This window comes from Liquorilactobacillus nagelii DSM 13675 (genome assembly GCF_019444005.1).
Classification (GTDB): domain Bacteria; phylum Bacillota; class Bacilli; order Lactobacillales; family Lactobacillaceae; genus Liquorilactobacillus; species Liquorilactobacillus nagelii.
Map to the genome: position 1 here is coordinate 1,700,775 of NZ_CP049304.1, position 13,864 is coordinate 1,714,638.

Below are 13,864 nucleotides of genomic sequence, written 5' to 3' on the forward strand. Positions count from 1 at the left end.
TTTCCTCCTTGATTATTAGTCTAACTTGACATGCCGTAAACGCAATGCGTTCAAAACAACAGAAACTGAACTAAAGCTCATTGCTGCTCCCGCTAAAGCTGGATTAAGCAATGGACCACCTAACAGATACCAACCACCCAAAGCAATTGGAATCCCTAAGATGTTATATGCAAAAGCCCAAAATAAATTTTCTTTAACATTCTTAAGTGTTTTTCGGCTTAACAATACTGCTTGTAATAATTCCTGCAAATTAGAGTGCATTAAAACGACATCTGCTGAATCAACTGCTACATTCGTGCCATTACCGATTGCTATTCCAACATCAGCGATCGCTAAAGCTGGAGCATCATTAATCCCATCACCAACCATTGCAACTCTTTGTTTTTCTTGTTGTAATTGCTGAATAGCGGTTGCTTTTTGGGCCGGTAAAACTTCACTGATTACTTGATTAATTTGCAATTGATTGGCAATCTTTATCGCGGTTGATTGCTTATCACCGGTTAGTAAAACTGTTTGCAACCCTAATTGATGCAACTTTTTAATTACCATTTTAGCTTCTGGACGCAACTGATCTGCAATCTCTATGCAACCGATTGGTTCTCGCTGATTGGCGACAAAAACAACCGTCTGCTCTTTTGCTGGATAGTCTTTTAAAATTCCATTAAAAACTCCTTGTTGCTCCATCAACTTTTGGTTTCCTAAATAATACTTTTCACCGTCGATTTCACCACTAACACCTAATCCCGGCCACGTCTTAAAATTACTAACTGTAAGAAGTTCTTGGCCGATTGCTTTTTTTAAAATTGCTGCTGCCAATGGATGATTGGTATTTTGTTCTAAACTAGCTGCTAATTTCAGCAATTGATTTGGCTCAAATCTTGTACTTGTTTTCAAATTAACTACTTCTGGGTTACCCTGTGTTAAAGTCCCCGTCTTATCAAATACAATCGTATTTAATCGAGCCATTTGTTCTAATGCTGGACTATTTTTAAAAAGGATTCCCTTTTCAGCGCCCTTTCCGCTACCAACCATTAATGCTGTTGGTGTTGCTAAACCTAAAGCACACGGACAGGCAATCACCAAGACCGCCACAAAAACTTGTAAAGCAAATTCCAAAGTCTGTCCTGCCAGCAACCAGCCAAGTAAGCCAAACATAGCAATTCCTAAAATTGCGGGAACAAAATAACCAGCAATTTGATCAGCTAATCGAGCAATTGGAGCTTTAGTTGCTTGCGCATCACTAACTAATTTGACAATTTGCGCTAGAACAGTTTTTTCTCCAATCTCTGTTGCCTGCATCGTAATTTTACCCAACTGATTTTGAGTTCCACCGATAACTTTTGAACCGGCTGTTTTGGTTACTGGCAAGCTTTCACCTGTCAGCATTGACTCGTCAATCGTTGTTCTCCCAGTAATCACAGTGCCATCGGTGGGAATTCGTTGTCCAGATCTAACCAGTAATTGAGTACCGGTTTTTACTTCAGCTACAGGAACCGTTCGAGTGCTTCCATCTGCTTGAATCACTTCTGCTTGCGGCGGTACTAAGCGTAAGAGTGAACTAAGTGAAGCAGTTGCTCGTCGCTTTGCCATGAATTCTAAATACTTGCCTAACATAATCAATGTTAAAATTAAGGCCGCTGTCTCATAATACAAATATTGTGTTTGCCCAGTCAACGCTAATTGAATCGTATTTGCGAAACTAGCTAACAAAGAAGTCCAAGTTCCTAGAGCAACTAAAGAATCCATATTCGGATGTTTACGCCATAATGAACGGAAACCACCTAGCCAGTGATCACGACCAAACCAAAAAACCGGCAACGTTAATAATAATTCCATTAAGGCCAATGTCAAAGGAAAATCACTTAAGTTAAAAGGCAAGGGTAACTTAATCATTGGTGCCATCGCTAAATATAACACGCTTAAAGCAAATAAAAATGCACCAATTAAGTTCTTTTTCATTACCGCTTGCTGTTGTTCTTTTTGCTGTTGATTTTTCTTAACAGTATCCGATAGTTGAAGTTGCGCTTGATAACCGGCTTGTTCAACGGCCGCAACAATTTGTCGTGGCTTAATTTGAGCTTGGTCATATGCTACTTGCATTTTCTCAGTTGCCAAATTAACACTAGCTTCCGTAATTCCTGGCAAACAATTAACCGCCTTTTCAACTGTTTGGGCACAGCTAGCACACACCATCCCGCCAATCTGGTATTGTTCTTGTTTCATCTAGTCACCTCTTCTCGCCTTTAATTATAGTCTCTGCGTTTACTAATGTAAACATAAATTAGCAGTTTTCCATCGATTCATTTTCCGAACAACACGCTTGGTGCATTCCCGTCAAACAATCACACGGCAATTCTTCAGGAGCATTAGGATATTTTTGCTTTAGCGCCTGCTGTAACTTTTCAATATCACCTTTAGCCAGTGGAAGCTCTTGAACAACATTTAACAAGGTTGTTCCAACATGATGTTGACAAATTTTTTGAAAAACTCCTCTTACCATCAAGTTAATTGCTTCTTGTTCATTAATAACTGGATGATAGATAAAACTGCGACCTTGAGTAGTTGTTCGTAAGACTTCTTTTTGAACTAATCGTCGTAGCAAAGTTTTTACAGTTGCTTCCTTCCAACTCTTTTTTTGTTTTAAATTATCAATAATTTTACGACTAGTGGCAGTTTGCAATGTCCAGACCATTCGCATAATCTCCCATTCAGCATCGCTGATTTCAACAGTTTTTTTATTCTTCATATTCTTTCCTTTCTTAAAACATTTATTCTCCTTGATCAAATAAATGTAAGCCTGCAATTCGGCTAACTGCCTCAACTAATTTAGCCGGTGATACTAATAAACCAATTCGAACATACCGATCACCCAGAGCCCCAAAGCCTTTACCAGGTGCTACTGCTACATTGGCTTTCTCTAATAACAAATCTGCAAAAGTTTCACTAGTATATCCTTCGGGGATCGGCATCCAAACGTAAAAAGTTCCCCGAGGTACAAAGGCACGCCAGCCAATTTTTAAAGCTGCTTCAATAAAAGCATCCCGCCGTTTTTGGTATAAACCTACTAATTGCTGAATTTCTTCTGTACCTTGTGATGAAGTTAACGCAGTAATTCCTGCTTCTTGAATAGCTGGAAAAACACTCACAAATAAATGATCTTGGATTAAATTCAGAGCTGAAATTATCGTTGGGTTACCAATTGCAAATGCTAACCGCCAACCAGCCATATTGAAAGTTTTTGAAAAAGTATAAATTTCAATTCCGACATCTTTTGCACCTGCTGCTTGTAAAAAGCTCGGATTCTGATAACCATCAAAGCCTAAAGCACCATAAGCAAAATCACTAACGATCCCTAATTGATGTTTTCTAGCAAAATCAACTGTTTTTTGATAGAAATCTGGTGTAGCCGCTGCACCGGTTGGATTGTTAGGATAATTCAGATACATAAATTTTGCTTGATCAGCTTTCTGAATATCAAAGGAGTCATAATCTGGTAAAAAATTATTTTCTTCTAATAATGGAAAAGTTTCATAATTAACCTTACCTAAAGCTGCACCTGAAAGATAATCTGGATAACCCGGATCAGGCAACAGCATTGTTTCGCCTGGATTCATCAGCGCCCATGGTAGCTCTACTAACCCTGTTTTTGAGCCACCTAAAATAGCCACTTCAGTTTCTGGGTTAACCTCAACATTATAATGCTCCTGATAAAAATCAGCTGCCGCTTGCTTTAAAGAGGCTAATCCGGAAAAAGGCGAGTATTTATGATTAATTGGTTTAGCTGTAGCTTGTTGCATTGCTTTAACAATATATTCAAAAGTTGGTTGATCTGGGTTTCCTTGTCCTAAATTGATAACGTCATTACCTGCCGCTATTTTTTGGTTAACTTTTTTTACTAGATTAGCAAAAAATTGATTAGGCAAAGTATTTAATAACTGGGATTGTTCAAAAATCATTACTGATCGCTTCCTTATCATTTTAGACATTATTATAACCCATTGATTCACTAATTTAATGATTAAATACTGACTTCTCAAAATTTAGGCAAACAAAAACCACCTGTTGCTAAAACAACAGATGGTCTGCTTTCCAAAATTAACGTTTTGAAAATTGTGGTGCTTTACGGGCTTTCTTAAGACCTGGTTTCTTACGTTCTTTCATCCGTGAATCACGTGTTAATAATCCAGCACGTTTCAAAACGCCACGGAAATCAGGATCTACTTCAAGCAAGGCACGAGCAATTCCATGACGAATTGCGCCTGCTTGCCCTGAGAAGCCGCCGCCAAAAACATTTACTAATACATCATAAGAGTCTTTGGTTTCAGTCACTTCAAATGGCTGTACCATAACTTCACGTAAATTTGCAAAGGGAATATATTCTTCTGCAGGATGGTCATTAATCGTAATCTTGCCATTCCCCGGTACCAAACGAACGCGGGCAACAGAATTCTTACGACGGCCAGTTCCTCTGTATTGTACTTGAGCCAAATTCAGTCTCCTCCTAAATCAATTTTGTAATATCGAGTACTTCAGGCTGCTGAGCAGTATGCTGATGGTTTTCGCCACGATAAACACGTAACTTCTTCATCTGTGCACGACCCAAACTGCCTTTAGGCATCATACCTTTGATTGACAAAGTCAATAATTTTTCAGGATCTTTCTGACGATAATCTCCTGCTGTTCTGCTCTTCAAACCACCTGGATGATCTGTATGATGGTAATATATTTTCCGTTCTGCTTTGCGACCGGTTAAAGCCACTTTATCTGCATTGATAATAATTACAAAATCACCAGTATCAACATTTGGTGTAAAAGTCGGTTTATTCTTGCCACGCAAAACTGACGCAACGACTGCTGACAAACGTCCCAAAGGAACATCTGTTGCATCAACTAGATACCATTTACGTTCTACTTCGCCTGGCTTCGCAATATAAGTTGTACGCACGATTTCTTCCTCCATTTTTATATGCTTGTTTGACGCATAATAAGTTTCCGGGGCCTACTGTGGGGCAAACAATACCAAACTTAATAATACGGTTTTTCCCCACCAAAGTCAATGATTATTCATTTATTTATCTGGCTGATAAACAACTTCTTTGAGATACAGACCACTAGCGGGAGCTGTTCCGCGACATTCATTACGATCCTTAACTTGATAAAGTCGCAAAAAATCGTGGACCGGCCGCCGTTTACTACCGATTTCCAATAGTGCAGCAACCATAATCCGTACCTGATTATATAAAAATCCGTTACCATAAAATTCAAAAACTAATTCTTTTTCTTGCGGTAACTCTTTAACAGTTGCAGTATAGATAGTCCTGATATGTGATTTAGTTTGGCTTCCCGAAGCAACAAAACTGGAAAAATCGTGCGTCCCAACTACATCCTTTAAAGCTGTCTTAATCAGATTTACCTCCAACGGGTATTTATAGTGCCCGGTGTAAAATCTTTTAAAGGGATTAACGGCCTTAGTTTGACTAACCCGATAAACATAACGTTTTCCATGAGCTGTAAATTGAGCATGAAAATCTGCTGTTACGTGCTCAGCCATTTTTATTTCAATATCCAAAGGCAGCAAGCTATTTAAACCGTTAATAATTCCTTGATCAGGAATATCATTAACTAAATCAAAGTGAATTACCTGGCCAACTGCGTGTACTCCTGCATCAGTACGACCTGATCCAAAAACATGAACATAGTCGGATGATTTATTTAAACGATTAACAGCTCTCTCCAAAACTCCTTGGACGGTTCGTTGGTGCGGTTGAACTTGAAATCCTGCAAAAGCCGTTCCATCGTAAGCCAAGGTTACTTTATATCTAATTGCCAAAGATTTTTCTCACTTTCCTTTATGATCTTTACCAAGTACGCAACAAAATCATTACAATCGTTACCAGTAAAAAGAATACTACACTTACCGTATCACGTAAGTGCCATTGATTGATCCGATATTTAGTACGACCCTCACCGCCATGATACCCTCGTGCTTCCATTGCTGTCGCTAAATCTTCAGCTCGATTAAAAGCACTCACAAATAACGGTATCAGCAACGGTACTACCGCATTTAATCGCTGACGCAAACTGCCAGAATCAAAATTCACTCCGCGAGAGCGTTGCGCATTCATAATTTTAGCAGCTTCATCAATTAAAGTTGGCACAAACCTTAAAGCAATTGAGAGCATCAACGACACTTCATAAACTGGAAAATGAATTTTCTTTAGCGGTTTTAATAATGATTCCAAGGCTCCAGCAATTTCTAATGGTGGTGTTGTTAAGGTCAACAGGGTTGACATAAAGATAATCAAGACAAAACGAAAGAAAACATAAATCCCACTGACTATCCCTGTTTGAGTTAAAGAAAACGGTCCCCACTGCCAAAAAATTGTACCACCACGACTGAATAGGATTTGCAGTAATACTGTAAATAGAATCAACCAAATTAAAGGTTGTACACCCTTCCAGAAAAAACCTAGTTTTATTTGTGCCAATAAAATACAACCCGCTACCACAAACAGCATAAATAAATAAGTCGACCAATTATTAGCCAAAAAAATCACAATAATAAAATAGAAACTTAAAACCAATTTTGACCGTGGATCTAGACGATGAATAAATGAAGATCCCGGCAAGTATCTTCCTAAAAGAACTTTATTCAATTATTTTTCCCCCTCCTTTGGCAAATATTTAGCTAGCTCGTCAGCTAATTCATCCTCTGTCAAAGGCAATTGTTCAAATTTCAAATTGGCCTGTTTTTCAAGGTCAAACGCAAATTTTGCTGCATGCGGCAAATCTAAATGATGCTGTCTTAGCCATTTAGGGCGATTAAATAATTCTCGGGGAGTTTGTTGGGCTATGACTTTACCTTCTTCTAAAACAATAACTTGATCAGCATAAAGTGCTACATCATCCATTTGATGACTTACCAAAATTACCGTTAAGTTTTGTTCTCGTTTCAATTGAGCAAATAAATCCATAATTTCCTGATGCCCCCGTGGATCTAGTCCCGCAGTCGGTTCATCTAACACTAAAATTTGTGGTTGCATTGCCAAGATTCCAGCGATTGCAACTCGTCTCATCTGCCCACCAGACAATTCAAACGGCGACTTTTTCAACACCGTTTGGGGTAATTGAACCATTGCGGCCGCCTTGCGAGCAATTTTTTCAGCTTGATCTGCTGCCATTCCAAAATTTCTAGGTGCAAATGCGATATCTTTTAAAACTGTTTCTTCGAACAACTGTGCTTCAGGAAATTGAAAGACTACTCCGACTTTTCTTCTCAAGTTTATTAAAGCCTTATTACTAGTATTAGCAGTAATTGTTTGCTGATTAACCACTACTTCTCCACTAGTTGGTCGTAATAAACCATTTAAATGTTGAATCAAAGTTGACTTACCACTACCTGTATGTCCAATTATTGCAGTGTAACTATGTTCTTGAATTGTAAAAGAAACACCTTGCAGTGCCTGATGAGCAAAAGGACTTTCTGGTTGATAGGTATGAGTTACTTGTTTGAAATTGATTGACAAATCCAATCGACCATCCTTTGTTCAGTATAGTATTGCACAGGAACTGTAATTCGACGTTTTACTAAAGCAGCCTTGACTTTCTCTGAGAAAGGAACAGCTAAACCTAAATGACTCAGTTCTTTTCCATGTAAAAAAACTTGTGCAGGAGGAGCAGATTCAATTATTTTACCATCATCTAAAACTATCACTCGGTCTGCTAAAGCTGCTTCGTCAATGTCATGCGTGATCGAAATAATAGTAAAATTATGCTGAACTTTCAAGTCATGAATTAATTGGATGACATCACGTCTGCCTTCAGGATCCAGCATACTAGTCGCTTCATCTAAAATAATAATTTCAGGTTGCAACGCAATTACTCCAGCTAATGCAACTCTTTGCTTTTGTCCTCCGGATAGATTAACTGGCTCTTGTTCAGCAAAACGCCACATGTTAACTCGCTGCAGCGCAGTTTTCACCCGCTGATGCATTAACTTATAAGGGACCGCTTGATTTTCCAATCCAAATGCTACGTCCTCTGCTACATTAGCTCCAACAAACTGATTTTCTGGGTTTTGAAAAACCATTCCAATTTTTTTTCTGATTTTCCAAACATTTTCTGCCGACATCGTTTGCTGATCAACCATAATTGAACCACTTTGCGGCTGCAAAAGTCCATCAATTAAACGTGCTAAAGTACTTTTTCCGCTGCCATTATGTCCAATTACAGCTACCCATTCATGACGTTCAATTTTAAAATTGAAATCTTTAAATAACCAATCTCCCTGTTGCGAGTATTTAAAGTTTAGATTATTAACATTAATTATATCATTTGACATCTACTCACCTCCATCAAGTTTTCTCCTATAGCACATATCATAACATACTGTTTTCACTCAAAACGTTTTAAAATTGCAAAACCTGTTTTTATGTACAACAAATGGCAAAGACAATTACATGATTATCTTTGCCATTTGTTATTATCAAATTAGTACGTAATAAAACATTTTTTCAAATAATTAAATACAAAAAAATCACTTTTTATAACAAAGGTTTCACCATTCGGCTACTTAGGACTAGACTTGGTATGATCCATCATCATAGCGCCCAGTTATTGTTATAAAAGTGACAAAAAAATTATTAATCGACTAACTCAAGTACAACCATTTTAGCAGCATCTCCACGACGTTCACTCATTTTTAAGATTCGAGTGTAGCCACCATTGCGTTCTTTAAAACGTGGTGCCACTTCAGCAAACAATTTTTGCAATGCTGTTTGAACAACCACCTTATCGTCTTCTTCTTTAACATCAGCTACAACATCCATCATAAATGCAGCTGCACGACGACGGGAAGCAAGATCGCCTTTTTTGCCCAGAGTAATCATTTTCTCAGTCGTTTTGCGAACCTCTTTAGCACGTGCTTCAGTCGTCACAATCTTACCTTCAACAATTAAATCTGTTGTTAAATTACGGAGCATAGCACGACGATGTCCACTCGTACGACCTAATTTACGGTAACTCATTAAATTTCCCTCCCTTGTAAATTAATCTTCATGGCGTAATGAAAGACCCAAATCTACTAATTTATTCTTAACTTCTTCAAGCGACTTACGACCAAGGTTACGAACCTTCATCATATCAGCTTCCGACTTATTAGTCAGTTCCTGAACAGTATTAATCCCTGCTCGCTTCAAGCAATTATAAGAACGAACAGATAAATCTAATTCTTCAATTGTCATTTCAAGCATTTTTTCTTTATGTGTTTCTTCTTTTTCAACCATGATTTCAGCATTCTTAGCTTCATCAGTTAAATCAACAAATAAGGTCAAATGCTCGGTTAAAATTTTTGCCGATAAACTGATAGCTTCGCTCGGACTAATTGAACCATTCGTCCAAACATCTAATGTCAATTTATCATAATCATTTTTTTGACCAACACGTGTTTTCTCGACTTGATAATTGACACGTTCGATCGGGGTATAAATTGAGTCGATTGGTAAAACACCAATCGGCATATCATCAGCTTTTGTTTTATTCTCATCAGCTGAAACATAACCGCGGCCCTTATTAGCATTCATTCTAACATGGAGTGAAGCACCTTCGGCTACAGAACAAAGATATAAGTCTTTATTCAAAACTTCAACCTCACTACTTCCTTGAATATCACTAGCAGTGACATCAAGCGGCCCTGTTACATCTATCTCTAATGCTTGATCTTCTTCAGAATCAATTTTCAACGCAACTTTTTTTAAATTCAAAATAATCTGCGTAACATCTTCACGAACACCCTTGATTGTAGAGAATTCATGTAAAACACCATCAATCTGAATATTAGTAATCGCAGCACCAGGCAATGAGGAAAGCAAAATCCGACGAAGCGAATTACCCAAAGTTGTGCCATAGCCACGTTCTAATGGCTCGACAATAAATTTACCAAAATTAGGACTTTCTTCTATTTTGTGAATTTTTGGTTTTTCAAATTCGATCATTCTTATCTTTACCCCTTTCAAAACGCAACGTGCAATTTGGCGAAAACATTATGAAGATTTACCTCAAAATGAATGCTAACCATTATTAAACACGACGGCGCTTTGGAGGACGACATCCATTATGGGGAACTGGTGTGACATCGCGAATTGAAGTAACTTCCAATCCTGTAGTCTGTAAAGCACGGATTGCTGCTTCACGGCCAGAACCAGGTCCTTTAACAGCAACTTCAACAGATTTCATGCCATGTTCCATTGAACCTTTAGCAGCAGCTTCAGCAGCCATTTGGGCAGCAAATGGAGTTGATTTTCGGCTTCCTTTGAATCCGAGTGAACCAGCTGAAGACCAAGCAACCGCATTCCCATGAACATCCGTAATCATAACCAATGTATTATTGAATGTTGAATGAATGTGTGCTACTCCGCTTTCAATATTCTTCTTTACACGACGCTTACGCGAAGTTTTTCTAACAGCCATTAACTATAACCCTCCTTTATTAATTATTTCTTTTTACCGGCAATTGTTGTAACTGGGCCTTTGCGAGTCCGCGCATTGTTCTTGGTATTTTGACCACGAACTGGTAAATGACGACGGTGACGCAAGCCTCGGTATGAGCCAATTTCTGAAAGGCGTTTGATATTCAAACTAACCTCACGACGCAAATCACCTTCAACTTTAAAATGATCAACGGCTGCACGAATCTTGTCTTCTTGTTCTGGAGCTAAGTCGCGAACTCGAACGTCTTCAGAAACTGCTGCTTCTGCTAAAATCTTTTTAGCTGTTGAATTACCGATTCCATAAATGTAAGTCAATCCAATCACGATTCGTTTGTCGCGTGGTAGATCGACACCTGCAATACGAGCCATAACAATTACACCTCCTAATTTTTTTATCCCTGACGCTGTTTATGCTTCGGGTTTGAACAAATAATCATAACACGGCCTTTACGTTTGATCACTTTGCAGTGCTCACACATTGGCTTTACTGATGGTCTTACCTTCATGAATTATACCTCCCGATAAAATTTGAAGTACAATCTATTTAAAGCGATAGGTAATGCGTCCCTTAGTTAAATCGTACGGAGACATTTCGACCGTTACTCGGTCCCCCGGCAAAATCCTGATATAATGCATCCGAATTTTACCAGAAACATGAGCCAAAATCTCGTGTCCATTTTCGAGTTCAACTTTGAACATTGCATTGGGTAAGGTTTCAATAACCTTCCCCTCAATTTCAATCACATCATCTTTCGCCACGTAAAAGTACCTCCTTAAATGGTCCTTTGGCTTCTCGTATACAATCAGCTAACTACTTTTTATAATTGAGTTAACTGAAGCCCTAAAAAAGACAGACTAACCCTGCTGAAAAGATAAACCTGAAACAGTATACCACTGTATCAGGTTAGTTGCAACTCAGTTAATTCGTTTTTACAATTTATTCAACACTTGCTGAACATCTGCAAAAACTTTTTCAATTGGTTGGTTCCCATTAATTTCATGCAGTAAATTTTGTTGCTGATAAAAATCAATCAGAGGTGTATTCATTTTAAGATTAACATCTAATCGATTTTTTACTGTTGCTGGTTTGTCATCTTCACGTTGATAGAATTCGTGTCCCCCACATCGATCACAAGTTCCAGCTTCTTTTGTTGGATTAAACAATTTGTGATAGGTTGCACCACAACTACGACATATATAGCGTCCAGTTAATCGTTCAAGCAATGAATCTGGATCAACATGAATGTTAATCACAGCTGTTAAAGAACGATCTAACTCTTTTCCCATTAGCTCAAGTGCTTTGGCTTGAGCTAAGTTTCTTGGAAAACCATCTAATAGAAAACCAACTGCGGTATCAGCTTCAGTCAAACGATCACGAACAATCCCATTAGTAACTTCATCTGGGACTAATTCTCCTCGATCAATAAAACTTTTAGCCTTAACACCCATCTCAGTTTGATTTTTAATTGCTGCTCGAAAAATATCGCCAGTCGAAATATGGGGAACATGATATTGATCAACAATTCTTTCAGCTTGTGTTCCTTTACCTGCACCTGGTAAACCCATCAACATTAAATTTAATGCTGTCATCTACTTCAACCCCCAAAAAATATAAGCTTATAAAGCCCAGTTTTTAATAGTTGTTTATTTACGAATAAATCCAATATATTCACGCTTCATCATCATACCCTTTAATTGACGGATCGATTCAAGAGAAACACCTACTACAATTAATAGGCTTGTTCCTCCCAAACCAATTGATTCATCGAGCCCCCAAATGCTAGAAGCGATTAAGGGAATTAAAGAAACTAATCCTAAAAACAATGAACCAACTGAACTTAAACGCATCAGTAAACGTGAAACGTATTTTTCAGTTTCTTTTCCTGGCCAAACACTTGGAATATAACTTCCTTGTTTTTGTAAATTCTCCGCCAACTTTTCTGGGTTCACCTGTACAAAGGCATAGAAAAAGGTAAACAAAATTATCAAAATCGTATACAAAATCATTCCACCAGTTGCTTGCATGTTAAACAAATTACTTAAAATTTGATACCATGTATCTTCAGAGTGATTTTGTGTAAACAACATTAAAATAGTTTGCGGAGTAGCAATAAATGAACTAGCGAAAATAACTGGAATAACCCCTGCGACATTAATTTTCAACGGCAAATAAGAACTATCAGTTGCTCCTGCTAAACGACGAGTGTACTGAATCGGAATTTTGTAATTGGCTTGCTGAACATACGTTACAAAAGCTACAATTAGCAAAACTGCAATTAACAGAATCAATGCATACAAGATTCCACTCCATAGATGACTAGATCCTGCATCAACAAATTGTTCAACATAAATCTGATGAACGCCTGTTGGAATACGCGCTAAAATTCCAGCCATAATAATCATTGAAATTCCATTGCCAAAACCACGCTCAGTAATCATATCACCTAACCAAGTAGTAAATAAGGAACCACCTGTCAAGATAATCCCAATGCTCAGATATGTTTTTAGACTCGGATCAGTAACCAAATTCAAACTACTTAAAGCGTTGAATCCGGCTGTGATTCCGATTGATTGTACAAACGCTAGCACAATTGTTAAATACCTCGAAGTTTGATTTAACTTGCGCCGTCCAACTTCACCTTGTTTACTCCACTCAACAAATCGAGGAACAATATCCATCTGCAACAATTGAACAACAATTTGTGCAGTAATGTATGGTGAAACCCCCATTGCTAGAATTGAGTAGTTAGTTAAGCCGCCACCGCTGAAGGTATTTAGAATACTAACTAACCCTGAAGACGCAACGTTAGTTAGAGCTTTAGCGTTGATCCCAGGGACTGTAATATATGTGCCTAAACGAAATACAATCAAGACGCCTAATGTAAACATAATTCTTTTACGAATATCTTTAACAGCAAAGGCATTCTTCATTGTTTTCAGCATTAAATCACCTCAGCTTGACCACCAGCAGTTTCAATTGCTTCTTTTGCTGCTGTTGAGAATTTATTAGCTTTAACTGTCAATTTTTTAGTCAGTTTACCATTACCAAGAACTTTAATTCCATCTTTTTCGTCCTTAATAACCTTTTTCTCAACTAGCAAAGTTGGGGTAACTTCTGTACCATTGTCAAATTTCTCAAGTGTTTCCAAGTTAACAATCGCATATTCTTTGCGATTAATATTTTGAAAACCACGTTTTGGCATCCGACGGAACAATGGCATTTGGCCACCTTCAAAACCTAAGCGGACTTTGCTACGAGCCTTTTGGCCTTTTTGTCCACGGCCAGCTGTCTTGCCATTACCGGACGAAGTTCCACGACCAACACGATTACGTAATTTACGTGAACCTTCGCTTGCTTTTAATTCATGCAATTTCAC

At 38.0% G+C, this 13,864-nt stretch carries 18 protein-coding genes; all 18 read right to left on the reverse strand.

Going from position 1 to position 13,864, the window contains the following annotated elements:
• Nucleotides 1–15: 15 nt before the first annotated feature.
• Nucleotides 16–2,223 (reverse strand): heavy metal translocating P-type ATPase, encoded by a 2,208-nt coding sequence (locus G6O73_RS08640; protein ID WP_057886500.1) that lies wholly within the window; start codon nt 2,221–2,223, stop codon nt 16–18.
• Between the two features lie 58 nt (nt 2,224–2,281).
• Nucleotides 2,282–2,746: a CopY/TcrY family copper transport repressor gene (locus G6O73_RS08645; RefSeq protein WP_057886499.1), complete on the reverse strand. Its 465-nt coding sequence runs from the start codon at nt 2,744–2,746 to the stop codon at nt 2,282–2,284.
• 22 nt (nt 2,747–2,768) lie between these two features.
• A complete protein-coding gene (locus G6O73_RS08650; protein WP_057886498.1) occupies nt 2,769–3,956 on the reverse strand; it encodes a pyridoxal phosphate-dependent aminotransferase in 1,188 nt (395 codons plus the stop codon).
• Nucleotides 3,957–4,095: 139 nt separating this feature from the next.
• On the reverse strand, nt 4,096–4,488 hold the full coding sequence (rpsI, locus tag G6O73_RS08655; protein WP_057886497.1) for a 30S ribosomal protein S9: 393 nt from the start codon (nt 4,486–4,488) through the stop codon (nt 4,096–4,098).
• A gap of 13 nt (nt 4,489–4,501) precedes the next feature.
• Nucleotides 4,502–4,945, reverse strand: a complete 444-nt coding sequence (rplM, locus tag G6O73_RS08660) for a 50S ribosomal protein L13 (protein ID WP_057886496.1) — start codon at nt 4,943–4,945, stop codon at nt 4,502–4,504.
• Between the two features lie 123 nt (nt 4,946–5,068).
• The gene (gene truA, locus G6O73_RS08665) at nt 5,069–5,830 is read right to left on the reverse strand and encodes a tRNA pseudouridine(38-40) synthase TruA (protein ID WP_057886495.1); all 762 of its coding nucleotides are present in this window, start codon (nt 5,828–5,830) and stop codon (nt 5,069–5,071) included.
• Nucleotides 5,831–5,858: 28 nt separating this feature from the next.
• Entirely contained in the window at nt 5,859–6,656 is a 798-nt protein-coding gene (locus G6O73_RS08670) for an energy-coupling factor transporter transmembrane component T family protein (RefSeq protein WP_057886494.1), read from the reverse strand.
• The gene (locus tag G6O73_RS08675) at nt 6,657–7,526 is read right to left on the reverse strand and encodes an energy-coupling factor ABC transporter ATP-binding protein (RefSeq protein WP_157056707.1); all 870 of its coding nucleotides are present in this window, start codon (nt 7,524–7,526) and stop codon (nt 6,657–6,659) included.
• Entirely contained in the window at nt 7,502–8,341 is an 840-nt protein-coding gene (locus G6O73_RS08680) for an energy-coupling factor ABC transporter ATP-binding protein (RefSeq protein WP_057886492.1), read from the reverse strand. The genes G6O73_RS08675 and G6O73_RS08680 overlap by 25 nt, the downstream gene beginning before the upstream one ends.
• A gap of 301 nt (nt 8,342–8,642) precedes the next feature.
• Nucleotides 8,643–9,026, reverse strand: coding sequence for a 50S ribosomal protein L17 (gene rplQ, locus G6O73_RS08685; RefSeq protein ID WP_057886491.1), 384 nt, complete (start codon nt 9,024–9,026; stop codon nt 8,643–8,645).
• A 21-nt stretch (nt 9,027–9,047) separates the two neighbouring features.
• Nucleotides 9,048–9,992 (reverse strand): DNA-directed RNA polymerase subunit alpha, encoded by a 945-nt coding sequence (locus G6O73_RS08690; protein WP_057886490.1) that lies wholly within the window; start codon nt 9,990–9,992, stop codon nt 9,048–9,050.
• A gap of 85 nt (nt 9,993–10,077) precedes the next feature.
• On the reverse strand, nt 10,078–10,467 hold the full coding sequence (gene rpsK / locus G6O73_RS08695; protein ID WP_057872437.1) for a 30S ribosomal protein S11: 390 nt from the start codon (nt 10,465–10,467) through the stop codon (nt 10,078–10,080).
• 23 nt (nt 10,468–10,490) lie between these two features.
• Entirely contained in the window at nt 10,491–10,856 is a 366-nt protein-coding gene (gene rpsM / locus G6O73_RS08700) for a 30S ribosomal protein S13 (RefSeq protein WP_057886489.1), read from the reverse strand.
• 23 nt (nt 10,857–10,879) lie between these two features.
• A complete protein-coding gene (gene rpmJ / locus G6O73_RS08705; protein ID WP_010496734.1) occupies nt 10,880–10,993 on the reverse strand; it encodes a 50S ribosomal protein L36 in 114 nt (37 codons plus the stop codon).
• Nucleotides 10,994–11,027: 34 nt separating this feature from the next.
• Nucleotides 11,028–11,246 carry a translation initiation factor IF-1 gene (gene infA / locus G6O73_RS08710; protein ID WP_057886488.1) on the reverse strand — a complete coding sequence of 73 codons (219 nt, stop codon included), beginning with the start codon at nt 11,244–11,246 and terminating at the stop codon, nt 11,028–11,030.
• Between the two features lie 171 nt (nt 11,247–11,417).
• Nucleotides 11,418–12,077: an adenylate kinase gene (locus tag G6O73_RS08715; RefSeq protein ID WP_057886487.1), complete on the reverse strand. Its 660-nt coding sequence runs from the start codon at nt 12,075–12,077 to the stop codon at nt 11,418–11,420.
• A 54-nt stretch (nt 12,078–12,131) separates the two neighbouring features.
• On the reverse strand, nt 12,132–13,430 hold the full coding sequence (gene secY / locus G6O73_RS08720; protein ID WP_057886486.1) for a preprotein translocase subunit SecY: 1,299 nt from the start codon (nt 13,428–13,430) through the stop codon (nt 12,132–12,134).
• Entirely contained in the window at nt 13,430–13,864 is a 435-nt protein-coding gene (gene rplO, locus G6O73_RS08725; RefSeq protein WP_057886485.1) for a 50S ribosomal protein L15, read from the reverse strand. Before rplO ends, secY begins: the two co-directional genes overlap by 1 nt.